The 17749-nt window shown below is 59.6% G+C and carries 10 protein-coding genes; 8 read left to right on the forward strand and 2 right to left on the reverse strand.

Going from position 1 to position 17749, the window contains the following annotated elements; genetic code table 11:
• The first annotated feature begins 112 nt into the window (after positions 1–112).
• The 7 genes from ACZ0AZ_RS02745 (at position 113) to ACZ0AZ_RS02775 (ending at position 15702) form a co-directional block, all read left to right on the forward strand.
• A complete protein-coding gene (locus ACZ0AZ_RS02745; protein ID WP_463538668.1) occupies positions 113–4585 on the forward strand; it encodes a SpvB/TcaC N-terminal domain-containing protein in 4473 nt (1490 codons plus the stop codon).
• A complete protein-coding gene (locus ACZ0AZ_RS02750; RefSeq protein WP_463570971.1) occupies positions 4582–7311 on the forward strand; it encodes an RHS repeat domain-containing protein in 2730 nt (909 codons plus the stop codon). The genes ACZ0AZ_RS02745 and ACZ0AZ_RS02750 overlap by 4 nt, the downstream gene beginning before the upstream one ends.
• A 69-nt stretch (positions 7312–7380) precedes the next feature.
• Positions 7381–10077 carry an RHS repeat domain-containing protein gene (locus ACZ0AZ_RS02755; RefSeq protein ID WP_463538672.1) on the forward strand — a complete coding sequence of 899 codons (2697 nt, stop codon included), beginning with the start codon at positions 7381–7383 and terminating at the stop codon, positions 10075–10077.
• A gap of 84 nt (positions 10078–10161) precedes the next feature.
• A complete protein-coding gene (locus tag ACZ0AZ_RS02760; RefSeq protein WP_463538673.1) occupies positions 10162–11922 on the forward strand; it encodes an ATP-binding protein in 1761 nt (586 codons plus the stop codon).
• Positions 11922–13250 (forward strand): sigma-54-dependent transcriptional regulator, encoded by a 1329-nt coding sequence (locus ACZ0AZ_RS02765; RefSeq protein ID WP_129997542.1) that lies wholly within the window; start codon positions 11922–11924, stop codon positions 13248–13250. The genes ACZ0AZ_RS02760 and ACZ0AZ_RS02765 overlap by 1 nt, the downstream gene beginning before the upstream one ends.
• 368 nt (positions 13251–13618) lie before the next feature.
• The gene (locus ACZ0AZ_RS02770) at positions 13619–14938 is read left to right on the forward strand and encodes an MFS transporter (protein ID WP_024014128.1); all 1320 of its coding nucleotides are present in this window, start codon (positions 13619–13621) and stop codon (positions 14936–14938) included.
• Positions 14939–15072: 134 nt separating this feature from the next.
• A complete protein-coding gene (locus tag ACZ0AZ_RS02775) occupies positions 15073–15702 on the forward strand; it encodes a flavin reductase family protein (protein ID WP_415761663.1) in 630 nt (209 codons plus the stop codon).
• Here ACZ0AZ_RS02775 and ACZ0AZ_RS02780 read toward each other — a convergent pair whose 3' ends face one another.
• Together ACZ0AZ_RS02780 and ACZ0AZ_RS02785 are read right to left on the reverse strand one after the other, a co-directional pair.
• Positions 15703–15945 (reverse strand): hypothetical protein, encoded by a 243-nt coding sequence (locus ACZ0AZ_RS02780; protein WP_039758265.1) that lies wholly within the window; start codon positions 15943–15945, stop codon positions 15703–15705.
• 43 nt (positions 15946–15988) lie between these two features.
• Entirely contained in the window at positions 15989–16342 is a 354-nt protein-coding gene (locus tag ACZ0AZ_RS02785; RefSeq protein ID WP_463538674.1) for a putative quinol monooxygenase, read from the reverse strand.
• Positions 16343–16711: 369 nt separating this feature from the next.
• Here ACZ0AZ_RS02785 and ACZ0AZ_RS02790 point away from each other — a divergent pair, with 369 nt between their 5' ends.
• A complete protein-coding gene (locus ACZ0AZ_RS02790; RefSeq protein WP_016773445.1) occupies positions 16712–17641 on the forward strand; it encodes an AraC family transcriptional regulator in 930 nt (309 codons plus the stop codon).
• The last annotated feature ends 108 nt before the right edge of the window (positions 17642–17749 follow it).

Here is a 17749-nt window from a genome sequence, read left to right on the forward strand (position 1 = left end):
GCCAATGCACAGAAAATGATCTTGCGCACCTGTCAGATCTGACAGGTTCATTTTTCCGCCATTCTTGCTAGCGTCATTCCATGAACGCCCACTTCCCGCGAATGGAACCGACATGCCCGATCAAGACCTGAGCATCACCGCTCCCTCCATCGCCAAAAGCTCGTCGATTGCGACTATCGGCAAGAGCTGGAGCGCGGTAGGTCCGACGGGCACAGCCGGGGTTGAACTGCCGATCCCGACCGCTGGCCGTGGCTATGACCCGCACATGCTCCTGTCATCCAGCAGCCAGAGTGGTAACAGCCCGTTTGGCCTTGGCTGGAATCTGGCGGGGCTGAGCCAGATCAGCCGACGTACCAACAAGGGCGTACCGCGCTACACCGAGCACGACGAAATCATCGGCCATGACGGCGAAGTATGGATGCCGGAGCTGGATGACGATGGCAACCTGAAGTCACGCAGCGAAACGACCTACCGCGACCGGCCCATTCCGGCGCATACGGTGGTGTCTTATCGGGCGCGGATCGAAAGTGATTTTTCCCTGCGCGAATGCTGGCATCCGGCCGACGGCGGAGCGCCCTTCTGGCTGGTGCACGGCGCCGATGGCACATTGCATGTCTACGGCAAAACCGCCGCTTCACGCCGCGCCGACCCCGCCGACCCTTTGCGCGTCAGCAGCTGGCTGCTGTGCGAAAGCATGAACGCGCATGGCGAACACATCTGCTACGAATACAAGGCAGACGATCAGCCGGACGAACAGGACGCGATTCACGATTACCACGCCCAGCGTTATCTGCGACGGGTGTGTCATGGCAATGCCACGGCGAGCGACCGCCTTTACAGCTGGGACTTCGACAGGCCGACGGATTTGGCGTGGCATTTTCAACTGTTGTTCGATTATGGCGAGCGCAGCGACTCACTGACGCAGATCCCGACCTACGATGAAGAAACCCGGTGGCGGGTACGACAGGACCGGTTTTCAACCTATGGTCAGGGTTTTGAACTGGGCACACGCAGGCTTTGCCAGCAGGTGCTGATGTTTCATCATTTCCCTAAGGGTCTGGCGACAGAAGCGAAGCTCGCACGTCGATTGCTGCTGGAATACCGGCCGATCCAGAACATCGCACAGTGGGCTTACAGCCAGATCAGCGCAGCGCACTATCAGGCCTTCGATGCTGAAGGCAATGTCGAGCATTCACCGCCGGTAGAGTTCGAGTACGCCCCCTTCGAAATCAGCAAAACGCCTGCGCCCCTGCTGGAAAACCAGAACCAACCGGGCATCGAAGACGGCGGGTTCTACCAATGCGTCGATCTGTATGGCGAAGGGGTGCCGGGTTTTCTCTGCCACTACGACAACGCCTGTTATTACCGAGAACCGGTGCGTGCGACGCCCGGTACCGAGCTGATCGGATACGGCCCGTGGACCTTGCTGGACAGAATTCCGCTCGCGAATCGAAACCGCGCCGTGGCGCAACTGCTCGACCTGACCGGTGACGGGCGTCTGGACCTGATCATCGCACGGTTGGGTTACTGCGGGTTTCATGCGCTGAATGCGCAGCGGCAATTCGAACTGTTCAGCGCGTTCGACAAGTTTCCCAGAGAGCACCAGGATCTGTCTTTGACCATGGGGGATTTCAGCGGGGACGGGCTGATGTCAGCGGCGAGCATCAGCCCCGACCGCGTGCGCCTCTATGCCAGCCTGCGGGAAAAAGGCTTCGCCGCCGCACAGGAAATACCCCATGAATATGATGACGACCGTTTGCCGGTCTTCAGCAACTCGCCCACAGAGCTGGTGTTGCTGGGCAACCTGCTCGGCAGCGATATGCCGGAACTGTGCCGTATCCGCCATGACGAGGTCCGCTGCTGGCCGAATTTCGGCCACGGCAAATTCGGCAAAGGACGCAAGATCAGCGCCCTGCCCTTCACCTACGAAGAATTCGACGCTTCGCGAGTGCGCCTCGCCGACCTCGACGGTTCTGGCGCGCCGGCGCTGATCTATCTGAAATCCGACACATTCGAGATCTATCTCAACCGTGGCGGCAACGGTCTGGAGCAAATTCCTGTCAGCGTGCCGTGGCCGGAAGGGGTGCGTTACGACCGTTTGTGCCAGGTCAGCTTTGCCGATCTGCAGGGCCTGGGTTGCGCCAGCCTGATTCTGACGGTACCGCATATGAAGCCGAGGCACTGGCGCTACGATTTCGTTGCGAACAAACCTTATCTGTTGGCCAGCAGCAATAACAATATGGGCTGTTGCTCCAGCGTGACTTATCGCAGCTCGGCACAGGAGTGGCTGGATGAAAAGGCCCGTCTCCTGACACTGGGGCGCGCCCCGGTGTGTCATTTGCCGTTTCCGCTGGCCGTGGTGAAAAAGCAGGAGCAGCACGATGAGATCACCAACGTCCGGTTGACCCAGTTATTTGAATGGCGAGAGGGATTTTACGACGGCAGGGAACGCGAATTTCGCGGTTTCGGCTACTTGCAACAACTCGATTGCGAAAGGGCCACGGGGCCTTCAGAGCCTGGCTTCAGCGAGCCGGCGCAGACCCGCATCTGGTTTCACAACGGGCAAGACATGAATCGCCCACGCGACGATTACTTCAGCGCGGATGTGGACGCTTACCCATTGGGCGAAACCCTGTTCAGTCGTTACCACCCCAAAGGTGAAATCGATGAACCCATTACCCCGGAGGATGCCTATAGTCGCTATCGCATCGCCCAGGCACTGGTCGGCTCGGTGGCCCGTACGGAAACCTATGCCTACCAGGCCGATGCCCGGCCACCCGACGAACCCCAACTGTACTCGGTTCAAGAGACACGCTATCTGGTGCGCGAAGTGCAGCCGCAGGGGCAATATGCCGCGGCCGTTCTGCTGCCGCTGCAGGTGGAAACCATCAGTTATCAGTACGATGGTTTTATCAATGACCCGCTATGCCGCCACGATGTGACTCTGCGCTGGGACGCTTTTGCTGCCGTGACCCATGCACTCTCGGTGAGCTACGCGCGACGGCTGACGGCCGACAGTCCGCCACCCTTCACCGAGGACCACCTGAATCAATGGTGGTGCGACGCCCATGACGACGCGCAGCAATGGTTTTACATCAGTGAAACCCGTGCGCGCCTGATCAACCTGACCGGGCCGCAGCAGTGGCGATTGGGCCTGCCTTATCAGGAACGGAGCAATGCGCTGAAATTGCGCAAAGGTACCTTGCCCACAGGGCTGAACCCCGCTCAGGTGTCTTTCGAAACGCTGCGAGCGCATCAGGATTCAACACAGTGGAATAACGAACGGGTCCTGACGTCGCAATCTGTCCAGCGCTATGTGGATATAGAAGGCCTGGAGCTGGAGGACGGCGTCGCCGGTTTCGAAGCCTTGCGATTTTCTTTGGAGCTGGCGCTGCTGGACAAGACCGCGCTGGACGCTTACAGCATGGTGCCGGAGTTCGATATCACTAAAGCCCTGGAGGACATTGGCTACAAAGACATGCAGCCGATGTTCGAGGCAATGCCCAGCGCAGACAAAAACCTCTGGTCGGCGCGGTTCAACTTCGCGCGATATGGCAACCTTCTGGCGTTCTACAAAATACTTGAGTTCAACGAAACGCAAAGCCATGGAGTGACCAAAGCCGAATACGATCAACACTACCTGACTGTCGTTCGCATGGAGCTGCCTGACGGTTGTATTACTCGCGTGGCGGAGTTCGATTACCACGCACTCAAACCCAAGCGACTCATTGACGCTAATGAAAATATCGAAGAAGTCATCTACGAGCCGTCAGGTCAGCCGTTGGTCACCAGCTTCTACGGTACGGAAAACGGTAAAGACGCCGGATTCCATGAGCTGACCGGCTGGACAAAACCGGACACCAGTGCGGAATACGCCATCCAGAATCCATATTTAACCGTACAAAAAGCAGCGAGTACCCTGCACAAGAACCTGTTCAGCTGGATGGGCCGGATCCCCGCCTCCACCCTGCAAACCCGATCGATCAGGCAAGGCGACCTGTTGCCCGGCGGACACATACGCGCCAGCGCACGGCAGCGCCTGGCCGAAGGCAAAGACCTGACACCCGACGATCAACTGTTGCTCAACGCTATCGATGCTGCTTATCGCGAGCCCGTGCACACCGTGATGCTCAGCGCTGACCGCTACCCCGACGACCCCGACGTGCAGGTCCAGATTGTCAAAACCTGCGTCGACGGCTTCGGTCGTATTCTTCAAACCCTGCAAGAGGTTGACCCGGGGCTGGCCTACACCGTAGACGAAAACGGTGAGTTGCTTATCGAGGAGGGCGAGCAACTGGCGCAAAGGCGCTGGCGCATCAGCGAACGCGTCGAGTACAACAACAAGGGTTTGCCGATACGCCAGTACCGGCCGTTCTTCGCCAATACGCACCGGTACGTCAATCAATCAGTGCGCAAACTCGGACTGTTCGACCAACTGTTTTATGACGCGCTGGGGCGTCTGATCAAACTGATCAACGCCAAAGAAGACTTCGCCAGAACGACTTGCCATCCCTGGTTCACCATCAGCGAGGACTTCAACGACACTGCCGAAGAGGTGGTGCATTCGAGAGAGTCAGGCGCATGACCGCCTCGTTGCATTGGCGCACGCCGGCCCTGGCGGTGATTGACGGCCGAGGCTTGCCGATCCGTCAGGTCGCTTATTTGCGCTCGGCCGCAAATGGCGCAGCCAGCGCTATCGTGACCGCTCAGGAGCACGATGTGGCCGGGCGTCTGGTGGCGCAGCACGATCCGCGCTTGCCGGTTGCCAACGCCACCACCGTCTACACGCTTAACGGCGATGCGCTATTCACCGACAGCGTTGATGGCGGATGGCGCCTGATATTGCCGGGGCTGGCCAGTGAACCACGACAGCGTTGGGACGCACGCGGCCATCACTGGCAATCGACCTTCGACAATCAAATGCGCGTGGTCAGATTGCAGGTCACTGGAAACGGTGAGGACCAGACCGACACCTTCACCTATGCCGGTGGTGAGGTCAGCGCCAGCCACAACCTGCGCGGCCAGTTGATCGAGCAAACCGACAGTTCAGGGTCGCTGGGAATATCCAGCCATGCCCTCGTCGGCCCGTCATTGATCGAAACCCGCACATTTCATGACGACGCAGCATTCACCAGCCGGCAGGTATTCAGCCCGCTGGGCGCCCTGCTGGAGCAGATCGATGCCGGCGGACATCGCCGACAATTTTGCTATGGCCTTGCGGGACAGCTGCGGCGGGTGGATCTGTGTATCGATGGCCAAGTGCGCAAACCGGTATTGCTGGACACACACTACAACGCCAGTGACCAGATCATCGAGCAAGTGGCCGGCAACGGGGTACGCAGCCATTGGACCTACGACCGCGCCGATGGACGCTTGCGTACCCTGACCAGTCAGCCCCCGGAGAAGTCCCGCCTGCAGGACCTGGAATATTTCTACGACCGTGTCGGCAATGTCACCCGCATCGAGGATCACGCCTTCACGCCGTCGTGGTTCGCCAACCAGCGGGTCGACGGCCATCGCGAATTCGGCTACGACACGCTGTACCGCCTGATTCGCGCCACCGGCTACGACGATGCGCCGCCTTCGCAAATTCCTGGCTTGCCGGCTCCGAGCGATCCGAAAAACCGCCTCAATTACAGCCAGACCTACAGCTACGACAACGGCGGTAACCTGCTCAAGTTGACCCATGTACGTGAGGGCAACACCTATACGCGGCAAATGTTCGTCGATTCCCACAGCAATCGTGCTGCGCGCTGGAAACCGGGTGATGCGGATCCGGACTTCGACGCCTTGTTTGACCTTCACGGCAATCAGCGGAATCTCCAGCATGGGCCGGCGTTGCAGTGGAATGCCCGGGACGAGTTGCAAAGGGTAAACCTGCTTTCCCACGAAAACGGCGATAGCGACGCCGAGTACTATCGCTACAGCCAAGGTCAGCGGGTCTTCAAGTGTCACGAGTGGTTTACTCAAAACAGGCGACATTTCCATCAGGTCCGCTACCTGCCGGGCCTTGAAATTCGCAGCAAAGACAATGGCGAAGAACTGCACATCGTCAGCGCGGGCGATGCACGTTGCCTGCATTGGGTAACAACGCCCCCCACTACTAACGACCAACTGCGCTACAGCCTGCAAGATCATCTGGGTTCGTGCGTGATGGAGCTGGATGAAGACGTGACAGTCACCAGCGAAGAAGGCTATTACCCGTTCGGCGAAACCGCCTGGACGAAGCCGGAATCAGAAACCGAGTACCGCTTCATTCGTTACTCCGGCAAGGAAATGGATGTCAGCGGTTTGTATTATTACGGCGCCCGCTATTACGCGCCGTGGCTGCAACGCTGGGTCAGCGCAGATCCGGCGGGGGATGTGGATGGACTCAATCTGTATGGTTTCGTCGGCAACAATCCGATCCTGTTCATCGATAACGACGGTAATAAAAAAGACCTACCGCAAGATGTCAGGGAGGACATCGTGACCTACACGAAAGTCCTGGACAACTTGGGCAAGGAGTTACAAATGCTCAATCGTCAACTGAACGGAATGTTCAGCGCTGCCGACATTTCCAAACGGATGGCCATAAACACAACCTTCAACATCAGTAAAGGTGCTGCCACCACGGCGGCAGGAAAAGCAGGCGGTGCAATCGGGACGGCAATACTGCCCATAGGCGGGACAATAATCGGTGGGATTATCGCCTCAAAAGTCGCTGGCGCGGCAATGGACAAATTTGGCGAACTTACCACCGCTTCTACTCCTGTACTGCCCGCTGTCGGAAAACTGAACCCGAACAGCATTCACAGCAACGCCACAACAGGCTTTTTTACCCCCCTGAAATATTTGAAAAAAACACTCGGATCATATGATCCGAGGACTTCCGCGGGACAAAACAAACTGATCGAAACAGCCACTGAGAAAACGCTCAGCCAAATTGCAGGGATACCTGCTGCAAGCGACATGATGGCCATTGTTCACTCAGGGCTGGACACAGCGACAGCGCTGGCCGGTTTGAGAGATATCGAAATTGATAACCTCGAAACAGCGCTGGTTTCAATTACCGACATGCTTGAACAGGACCAGAGCGACATCAATGCAGCTTTCAGCGAAATCGGCGTCAACGAATTTTATGACCAAGGTGTAGCGGGCTCATTCGGTTTTGTCCTGGATCTTGCAAAAGGTAGCGTCGGAACCCAGGACTCCAACGCAATCAGTCGCAATCGGATCGAGAAGGAGATCGCCGTACGGATGGCTGAAGCAAGGCGCGGTATCGAGCTGCTTGGCAGATATCGCCAATATACCGGCCAAAAGGCGGCATAAAAAAGTTTGCATACTTTCTGGCACGTTTATCTTCGCTCTGCGGCTGGATAAATCCTGAGCACATTGGCCATGAACAGATCAACGCATTTCCATACCCCCAGTGTGCAGGTCAGAGATCCTCGGACATTGATTGTCAGGCAGGTTGACTATCTGCGTGCAACGACGAGTGGAAAGGTTGAACGCCTGATCACCTGCCAGACTCATGACGCTGCCGCACGCCTGGTCGCGAAACGGGATCCGCGCTTATCTGAACCCAATCTCACCACCCTCTACTCGCTTAACGGCGATCCGTTGAAAATCGACAGTGTCGACAGTGGCTGGCGCCTGGTACTGCCGGGACTGGCCGGGGAGCCTCGGCAGCGCTGGGACGAGCGCGGCCACTGCTGGCAATCGACCTTTGACGAGCAACTGCGCGTGGTGCAGCTAGAGCTCACCGCAAACGGCGATAGTCAGCTCGATACTTTCACCTATGCCCCTGGCTCGGCTAAACCAGACTCCAACCTGCGCGGGCAGTTGATCCGACAGACAGATTCTTCAGGTTCGCTGGACATCACCAGTTATGCTCTCACCGGGCAACTGCTGGTGGAAAAGCGGACCTTTCATGATGACGCAGCGTTCACCAGCCATCAGGTGTTCAGCCCACTCGGCGCTGTGCTGGAACAGATCGATGCCGGCGGACACCGCAGAGCATCTCGTTACGGACTTGCCGGGCAGCTCAAACAAGTGGAGCTGGAGGTCAAGACGAAAGTCACGCAGGTGTTGCTGGACGTGCAGTACAACGCCAACGATCAGATCATCTCGCAGCTGGACGGTAACGAAGTGCTCAGCCAGTGGACGTATGACCCGGCAGATGGTCGCCTGCGCACACGGACAAGTCAGAAACCCGATCAGCCGAGGTTGCAGGATCTGGAATATTTCTACGACCGCGTCGGCAATATCACCCGGATCGAAGACCACGCCTTCGAGCCCGTCTGGTTCGCCAATCAGCGGGTCGACGGGCACCGTGAATTCAGCTACGACTCCTTGTACCGGTTGATCCGCGCCACCGGCCATGACGATGCCCTGCCCCCAGACATCCCCGGCCTGCCGCAACCGCCTGACGAACGAAACCGCCTCAACTACACCCAGACGTATACCTATGACGATGGCGGCAACCTGACCGAGTTGCGTCATCAGCGCGACGGCAATAGTCGTACCCGAACGCTGTGCATCGACGACAAAAGCAACCGCGGCGTGCGCTGGGAAACAGGCGACGAGCCGCCGGACTTCGGCGCCTGGTTCGACCCGCACGGCAATCAACGCAGGCTGCACCACGGTCCGTCATTGCACTGGAACGGCCGCGACGAGCTTGAACATATCGATCTGGTCCTGCGCAAAGACAGCGCCAACGACGCTGAACACTACCGATACAGCCAAGGCGTGCGGGTGTTCAAGCGTCACGAAACCTTCGCTCCCGGTGCCAATCACTTCCATCAGGTGCGTTATCTGCCCGGCCTGGAAATCCGCACCAGAGACAACGGCGAAGAACTGCATGTCATCAGCCTCGGCAACGCGCGCTGTCTGCATTGGGTAACGACTCCACCTGTCGCCAACAACCAACTGCGCTACACCCTCCAGGACCATCTCGGCTCTTGCGTGATGGAGCTGGATGAAAAGGCTGACGTCACCAGCGCAGAAGGCTATTACCCGTTCGGCGAAACCGCATGGATGAAGCCGGAATCGGAAACCGTGTATCGCTTCATCCGTTACTCCGGCAAGGAGATGGATGCCAGCGGTCTGTATTATTACGGCGCACGTTATTACGCGCCGTGGTTACAGCGCTGGGTCAGCGCCGATCCGGCCGGGGATGTGGATGGGTTGAATCTCTATGCGATGGTGTCGAACAATCCGCTGCTCTACGTCGACACGTCAGGCTACATGAAATCTTTGGCAAACAGCCTGCGCGGACTGGTAGGCATGACGAAAAACGTCAGCGATTCGATCAGTCAACTGCATGAGTTCGCCACCAAGTTCGACGCACTCATCCCTGAAGGCGCAGCGATCGACGATGCGCGTGAAAACCTGACATTTCGAAAATTCATTTTTTCCCGCTATGGGCTGAGATCGATTTACAAAGGCGGCAGATTTGGCGCAGCGGTCGGCACGCCAGTGGGTGGCGTTATCGGTGGTTTGCTCGGCTTGCCGGCTGGCGCGGCGGCCGGTGCTCTGGGTGGCGGTTTTATAGGGGGCCTCGTGGGCGGCGTGATAGGCGCCATCGCCATTCCGGTCATGCGGTATTACTTTTTCAAAAAGGGTCTGAAGCTCACTGAAGTCATGCATACCGAAGAACTGAACGATGGCGCCCAAGCGATCAGCGACGCCGTGCAGTCCGGAGCAGACCTTGCGCAGAAGGTGATGGATGGAGCGAGCGATCTGGCGGATGACGCCAGCACACTGCTCAACGGTATCAAACGCTTCACCGAAACCCTCAGCAGCTATCCGCAACGTCTTCAGGACATGTTCTACAACCAGTTGGACGTACTGTCCGGCGAAAAACAACGGGAAATCATGAAGCTGGTGAGGAGCGGTATTGATCCGTTCGAGGCGATCGACCAGGCATTGGAAACGGCAAAGCAGCTGGTTGAAGAGCCCAGCGAAGCCGACGGCGTAACCGACCGCTTGCAACAATTGGAACAGTCGATCGCTGCCGAACCGAGAACCAGGCCCGTTGCCAAACCGCGGTCGAACCTTGTGCATCGACGTCAGGTGCGGGAGACAGCTGTTTAGCAGACACGGCCGGCGTGTACAGCACGCCGGGCCACCTCGGCCCATGCTATCGTGCCCGCCCGTTCTGCCGACCCAGCACCGAGCATGTTGCCGACTTCCCGTACCCTGCGTCTGTCGTTGTACACCCTGCTGATCATCGCCGGCACGGTCGTGGCCGCGACGCTCGCCATGCGCCATGCCGAACGTCAGGCGCTGGAAGAAGACGCCGCCCGCGCCAATCAGCAACTGGGGCTGTACGCCAACTCATTGCACACCCTGATCGATCGCTATCGCGCGCTGCCCGCCGTGCTGGCGCTGGACCCGCAATTGCGTTCGGCGCTGACCGGGCCGGTCGATACTGCGCAGCAAGCGGCATTGAATCTGAAGCTGGAAAAGATCAACGGTGCGGCGCAGTCCTCGACCCTTGAACTGCTCGATCGCACCGGTCTGGCCGTGGCCGCCAGCAACTGGCGCTTGCCCAGCAGTTACGTCGGGCACAATTACGGTTTTCGTCCTTACTTCAGCCAGACCCGCACCCAAGGCACCGGGCGTTTTTACGCGGTAGGCGTGACCAGTGGGATTCCCGGTTATTTCCTTTCCAGCGCAGTGCTCGGGGACAACGACGAGTTCCTCGGTGCAATGGTGGTCAAACTGGAATTCCCGGAGCTGGAACGCGAATGGAGCCAGGGCAGCGATACGCTGCTGGTCAGTGATGCGCGCGGGATCATCTTCATCGCCAATCAACCGGGCTGGCGTTATCGCGCCTTGCGACCGTTGAGCGCCAGCGATCTGGCCGAAATCAAAACCACCCGTCAGTACGACAAGCAATCACTGGTGCCGCTGACCCATTTGCCGCTACGGCGCTTCGATGACAACAGCGACTTGCGCCGGGTCGAAGGCCCGGACGGCACTGCCGACTATCTTTGGGAGTCGCTACCACTGACCACCGAAGGCTGGACCCTGCATCTGCTGCGCCGCCCGCAAGTCGCCTTCGAAGATTTGCGCAACGCCGCGCTGGCCGCCGCCGGTGTGTGGCTGGCGCTGGTGTTCCTGTTGCTGTTTCTCAATCAGCGCTGGCGGCTGGCCAAGGTCCGCCAGCGCAATCGCGAAGAACTCGAGCGTCTGGTCGAGGAGCGCACCCGCGACTTGCGCACCGCGCAGGAAGGTCTGGTGCAGTCGGCCAAACTCGCCGCGCTGGGGCAGATGTCCGCCGCACTGGCCCACGAAATCAATCAACCGCTGACCGCCCAGCGCATGCAACTGGCAACCTTGCGCCTGCTGCTCGAACATGGCCGCGTCGAAGACGCCTACAAAGCGCTGAAACCGGTAGACGACATGCTCACGCGCATGGCTGCCCTCACCGGCCACCTCAAGACGTTCGCCCGCAAAAGCCCGAGCGGCCTGCGCGAACGTCTGGATCTGGCGACGGTGGTCGATCAGTCGCTGCAACTGCTCGATGCGCGCCTGCGTGACGAACAAGTCAGCCTTGTGTTGCATCTGGCGCGTCCGGCGTGGGTGCGCGGTGATGCGATTCGTCTGGAACAGGTGTTGATCAATCTGCTGCGCAATGCGCTGGACGCGATGCAGGGCAAAGCCTGCAAGCGCCTGGAAATTCGTCTCGAGGCGGACGAGCAATTGTGGCGGCTCAGCGTCAGCGACAACGGCGGCGGCATTGCCGAGGAACATCTGGGTCAGGTGTTCGATCCGTTCTTCACCACCAAACCGGTGGGCGATGGTCTGGGCCTGGGGCTGGCAGTATCCTTCGCCATCGTGCATGAATCCGGCGGCCGCCTGAGCGCCGAGAATGGCGACCACGGCGCGGTGTTCAGCCTGACCCTGCCAATCGATCTGGAGGCACACATCTGATGCTCAATTCGGTAATGGTGGTCGACGACGAAAGCAGCATTCGCGACGCCGTCGAACAGTGGCTGAGCCTGTCGGGGTTCGAAGTGCAGCTGTTCAGCCGCGCCGAAGAATGCCTCGCCGCGCTCCCGGAACATTTTGCCGGGGTGATCCTCAGCGACGTGCGCATGCCCGGCATGGACGGCTTGCAACTGCTCGCCGAAGTGCAAAAGCGCGACGCCGATCTGCCGGTGATTCTGCTCACCGGCCATGGCGACGTGCCGATGGCGGTCGAAGCCATGCGCGACGGCGCCTACGACTTTCTGGAAAAACCGTTCAGCCCGGAAACCCTGCTCGGCAGCCTGCGCCGGGCGCTGGACAAACGCCGCCTGGTCCTGGAAAACCGCGCCCTGCACGAACTGGCCGACAACCGCGCGAAGCTCGATGCGACGTTGCTGGGCGTATCTCGGGGCTTGCAGACGTTGCGTCGGCAGGTGCTGGATCTGGCGACGTTGCCGGTCAACGTGCTGATTCGTGGCGAAACCGGCAGCGGCAAGGAACTGGTCGCGCGTTGCCTGCATGATTTCGGCCCGCGCGCCGGCAAACCGTTCGTGGCGCTGAACTGCGCGGCGATTCCGGAGCAACTGTTCGAGGCCGAGCTGTTCGGCCATGAGAGCGGTGCGTTTACCGGCGCTTCCGGCAAGCGCATCGGCAAGCTGGAATACGCCGATGGCGGCACGCTGTTTCTCGACGAGATTGAAAGCATGCCGCTGGCGCAGCAAGTGAAACTGCTGCGGGTCTTGCAGGAGCAAAAGCTTGAACGGCTGGGTTCGAACCAGAGCATTCGCGTCGATTTGCGCATTGTCGCGGCGACCAAACCGGACCTGCTCGACGAAGCCCGCGCCGGGCGCTTTCGTGAAGACCTGGCGTATCGCCTGAACGTCGCCGAACTGCGCCTGCCGCCGCTGCGCGATCGCCGGGAAGACATTCCATTGCTGTTCGAAACCTTTGCCCAGAACGCCGCGCAACGTTTGGGCCGAACGTTTCCACCGCTGACAGGCGCGCAACTAAGCCATCTGCTCAGCCATGACTGGCCGGGCAATGTGCGCGAACTGGCCAACGTCGCCGAACGTCAGGTGTTGGGCCTGGATGAGCCGGTGGCGGCGATTGATCCGGGCCAGTCGCTGGCGGCGCAGCAGGAAGCCTTCGAAGCACAATGCCTGCGCGCGGCGCTGACCCGGCACAAAGGTGATGTCAAAGCCGTGCTCGAAGAACTGCAACTGCCGCGCCGCACGTTCAATGAAAAGATGCAGCGGCATGGGTTGAGTCGGGAGATGTTTCTGGCGGAGTGATGCAGAGATTGATCATTCCCACGCTCCGCGTGGGAATGCAGCCCGGGACGCTCTGCGTCCCCTGCGAAGCCGAACGCGGAGCGTCCGTTGAGGCATTCCCACGCAGAGCGTGGGAACGATCACACCCACAAGAACACCTCGGTCAGTCACCTCTCCCTCTGAGAGAGGGCTAGGGTGAGGGGCTTTTGATCTTCACGCGATAAGCGGAAATCCGCTCACGCAGCCCAATCAGTCGGCACAAAACCGCTCACTCCTCCCCGCCACCCCCTCTAGTCCGGCGCTCCGCCCCTTGGCACACCTCCTGCTATAGCCCTGGCAGGCTGCGTTCCGACGCGCTCCACAAAAACAATTAAACGAAGGATCCTTCAATGGATAACTCCAACGCCCTGCCCCTTGGGTCGGCTGCCGTGCCGGCCAAACCGAGAACCACCGCCAGCCGGATCAAATCGATCTTCAGCGGCTCTGTCGGCAACATGGTCGAGTGGTACGACTGGTATGTCTACGCTGCCTTCTCCCTGTACTTCGCCAAGACCTTCTTCCCCGCCGGTTCCACCACTGCGCAACTGATGAACACCGCAGCGATCTTCGCCGTGGGCTTCCTGATGCGCCCGATCGGTGGCTGGCTGATGGGCATGTACGCCGACAAGGTCGGGCGCAAGAAAGCGCTGATGGCCTCGGTGTACCTGATGTGCTTCGGCTCGCTGCTGATCGCCCTGAGCCCGAACTATGAAACCATCGGCATCGGCGCGCCGATCCTGCTGGTGTTCGCCCGCCTGCTGCAAGGCCTGTCGGTTGGCGGCGAATACGGCACCTCGGCGACTTATCTGTCGGAGATGGCGACCAAGGAGCGTCGCGGCTTCTTCTCCAGCTTCCAGTACGTGACGCTGATCTCCGGCCAGCTCATCGCCCTCGGCGTATTGATCGTGCTGCAAAACATGCTGACCACCGAACAGCTGTACGCGTGGGGCTGGCGTATCCCGTTCGCCATCGGCGCGCTGTGTGCAGTGGTGGCGCTGTATCTGCGTCGCGGCATGGAAGAAACCGAGTCGTTCACCAAGAAAGAGAAGTCCAAGGAAAGCGCGATGCGCACCTTGATGCGCCATCCGAAAGAGCTGTTGACCGTGGTCGGCCTGACCATGGGCGGCACCCTGGCGTTCTACACGTACACCACCTACATGCAGAAATACCTGGTGAACACGGTCGGCATGAGCATCTCCGACTCGACCACCATTTCCGCCGCCACGCTGTTCCTGTTCATGTGCCTGCAACCGATCATCGGTGGCCTGTCGGACAAGATCGGCCGGCGCCCGATCCTGATCGCGTTTGGCGTGCTCGGTACGATCTTCACCGTGCCGATCCTGATGACCCTGCATACCATCCAGACCTGGTGGGGCGCGTTCTTCCTGATCATGGCGGCGCTGATCATTGTCAGCGGCTACACCTCGATCAACGCGGTGGTCAAAGCCGAACTGTTCCCGACCGAAATCCGCGCCCTGGGCGTCGGCCTGCCGTACGCACTGACCGTGTCGATCTTCGGCGGCACCGCCGAATACATCGCGCTGTGGTTCAAGAGCATCGGCATGGAAACGGGTTACTACTGGTACGTCACTGCGTGCATTGCCGTGTCGCTGCTGGTGTACATCACCATGAAAGACACCCAGAAGCATTCGCGGATCGTGACTGACTGATAGGGCTACTTCGCTGGCAGGCCACAAAATCTGTGTCCTGCCACGAACCCTACGGGGTCTCGCGTCTGGCTGGAAATATGCGCTGGGTCCTTGCACTATGGCTGCATCCGAATACAGCCTAGGAATCCGCCCCCATGTCCGATGACATCCACTTCTACGAACCCGCCAACGGCCATGGCCTGCCTCACGATCCGTTCAACGCCATCGTCGGCCCGCGGCCCATCGGCTGGATTTCCTCGCAGGATGCCGAAGGCCGACTCAATCTCGCGCCGTACAGTTTCTTCAACGCCTTCAACTACGTGCCGCCGATCATTGGTTTTTCCAGCGTCGGGCGCAAAGACAGTCTGAACAACATCGAACAGACCGGCGAATTCGTCTGGAACCTCGCCACACGCCCGTTGGCCGAGCAGATGAACCAGAGCTGCGCGATGGTCGCGCCTGAGGTCAACGAGTTTGAACTGGCGGGGCTGACCACCGTGGCATCAAAGGTGATTTCTGTACCTCGGGTCGCCGAAAGCCCGGTGTCCTTCGAGTGCAAAGTCACGCAGATCATCCAGCTGCAACGCGCCGATGGCGAAACCGTACCGAGCTGGCTGATCCTCGGTGAGGTGGTTGCGGTGCACATCGCCAAATGGCTGCTCAAGGATGGCATCTACGACACCGCCGCCGCACAACCGATTCTGCGCGGCGGCGGTCCGGCGGATTATTTCCAGCTGGGGCCTGAGGCTCTGTTCAAGATGTGGCGCCCCGGGGCGCAGAAATAATTACCAGATCAGCTCGGCGTCATCAGTGACGCCCTTGAGCTTGTCCAGCTCATTGATTGCCGCTTCATCGGCAGCGATGGCGCCGGGAAACACCTGCTCATCGAGCAATTTGTGAAAGCGTGGTGCGCCGCCATCGACCAGGGCCTTGACCGCGATGGCCGCGTAATAACCCTTGTTACCGCCCAGCTCAACGGGGACGACTGCGGAGACTGCTTCGAAGCGTTCAAACTCTTTACGTGCCATGTCGCGGATCCTGGCTCAATCAAATAAGCCGGACATTAAACCCTCAACCGGCGAGTTTGTGTATCGGCGCCGAACATTGACCGAGGGCCTGCGCGGCGGAAACGTCCTTGAAGGTGTGGAAGTCGAGGCTGTTGACCACCAGGTCCTGGACCAGCTCGGCGAAGACTTCCATCGACGGACTGTTGAAATACGCGGTCATCATTTGCTGACTGCTCCAGTAGCCGCTGACCAGCCACAGGTCGGCGTCGCACTGCGATTGTTGCAACGAGAAACTCAGGCAACCGGGCGCCGCGCGCGAGACTTCGATCAATGCGCTCAGGCGCACGCCGAGTTCCGCTGAACGCCCGGCCTGGGCGCGAACGAAGGCCATATGACTGACAGGCATCTGCTTGGACATGATCAACCCTCCATGAAATCGCGTGGCAGCCGGGGGACGGGCTGCGACTGGAGCAAAGATTAAGGGCCGGGGCCGCCGCGCCGTTAGTCGATTCCTGCCTTCGCGTTGCACAATCCTGCGAGACTTGCCAAAACCCCAGCCGCCACCGCTGCCCTGTAGAAGCCGCCGAAGGCTGCGATCTTTTGATCTGAAAAACAAAAATCAAAAGATCGCAGCCTTCGGCAGCTCCTACGGTCGGGCATCTCGGCGACGTTCGGGAACGGCGCGGTGCAGAATCAGGCAAGCATTTGGCAGAATGTGTCTACCGCCGCTGCTTGCACAAACATATGCTCTGCTGCATTCCCCCCTCACTTGCCGAGGATGCCGTGCATGACGTCATTTGATCGTTTTCAAGCCGAACCCAGCGCCGACATGGAAAAGCAGCGTGCGGAGCTGGCGGCGATCATCCGCCGCAACACCAGCGACGATGGCAGCTACCAGACCGCCATCGGTTCGCTGGTGATGTCGCGCCACACCCAGTCCCATGACTTTGCCCCGGTGCTCGCGCAGCCGGCACTGTGCATCATGGCGCAGGGGCGAAAAGAGGTGCGCCTGGCCGACGAGTTCTTCAATTACGACCCGCTGAATTATCTGGTGGTGTCGGTTTCGATGCCGCTCAGCGGGCGCGTGGTCAACGTCTCGCCAGAGGAACCGATCCTCGCCGTGCGCCTCGACATTGATCCGACCGAAATCACCGCGCTGATCGCCGATGCCGGCCCGATGGGCGTACCGACACGGCCGACCGGACGTGGGCTGTACGTGGAAAAAATCGACAGCGCCATGCTTGACGCGGTGCTGCGTCTGGCGCGGCTGCTCGACGCGCCGAAAGACATCGCCATGCTTGCGCCGCTGATTCGCCGGGAGATTCTCTACCGCTTGCTGCGCAGCCCGCAGGGTCATCGTTTGTATGAGATTGCGATTGCCAACAGCCAGAGCCATCGCATCAGCCAGGCGATCAAATGGCTCAACGGCAATTTCGAACAGCCGCTGCGCATCGATGATCTGGCCCGGGAGGTGAACCTTAGCGTGTCGACGCTGCATCATCGTTTCAAGGCGATGACCGCGATGAGTCCGTTGCAGTACCAGAAGCAACTGCGCCTGCAGGAAGCGCGGCGCCTGATGCTGACCGAAGGGCTGGAAGCCTCGGCGGCGGGGTATCGCGTGGGGTATGAAAGTCCGTCGCAATTCAGCCGTGAGTACAGCCGCCTGTTTGGCGCACCGCCGTTGCGGGATCTGGCGCGGTTGCGGCTTTCTGTCTGATCCGGAATCTGAAGTGGGGCTTATGGCGCTTTCGCGAGCAGGCTCGCTCCCACAGGGAAATGCATTCCAATGTGGGAGCGAGCCTGCTCGCGAAGGGGTCAGTCCAGG

The organism is Pseudomonas sp. AC239 (genome assembly GCF_979258545.1).

Coding starts and splice junctions, on each gene's coding strand:
- ACZ0AZ_RS02745 (WP_463538668.1), top strand. CDS start 113: ATGCCCGATCAAGACCTGAGCATCACCGCTCCCTCCATCGCCAAAAGC.
- ACZ0AZ_RS02750 (WP_463570971.1), top strand. CDS start 4,582: ATGACCGCCTCGTTGCATTGGCGCACGCCGGCCCTGGCGGTGATTGAC.
- ACZ0AZ_RS02755 (WP_463538672.1), top strand. CDS start 7,381: ATGAACAGATCAACGCATTTCCATACCCCCAGTGTGCAGGTCAGAGAT.
- ACZ0AZ_RS02760 (WP_463538673.1), top strand. CDS start 10,162: ATGTTGCCGACTTCCCGTACCCTGCGTCTGTCGTTGTACACCCTGCTG.
- ACZ0AZ_RS02765 (WP_129997542.1), top strand. CDS start 11,922: ATGCTCAATTCGGTAATGGTGGTCGACGACGAAAGCAGCATTCGCGAC.
- ACZ0AZ_RS02770 (WP_024014128.1), top strand. CDS start 13,619: ATGGATAACTCCAACGCCCTGCCCCTTGGGTCGGCTGCCGTGCCGGCC.
- ACZ0AZ_RS02775 (WP_415761663.1), top strand. CDS start 15,073: ATGTCCGATGACATCCACTTCTACGAACCCGCCAACGGCCATGGCCTG.
- ACZ0AZ_RS02780 (WP_039758265.1), bottom strand. CDS start 15,945: ATGGCACGTAAAGAGTTTGAACGCTTCGAAGCAGTCTCCGCAGTCGTC.
- ACZ0AZ_RS02785 (WP_463538674.1), bottom strand. CDS start 16,342: ATGTCCAAGCAGATGCCTGTCAGTCATATGGCCTTCGTTCGCGCCCAG.
- ACZ0AZ_RS02790 (WP_016773445.1), top strand. CDS start 16,712: ATGACGTCATTTGATCGTTTTCAAGCCGAACCCAGCGCCGACATGGAA.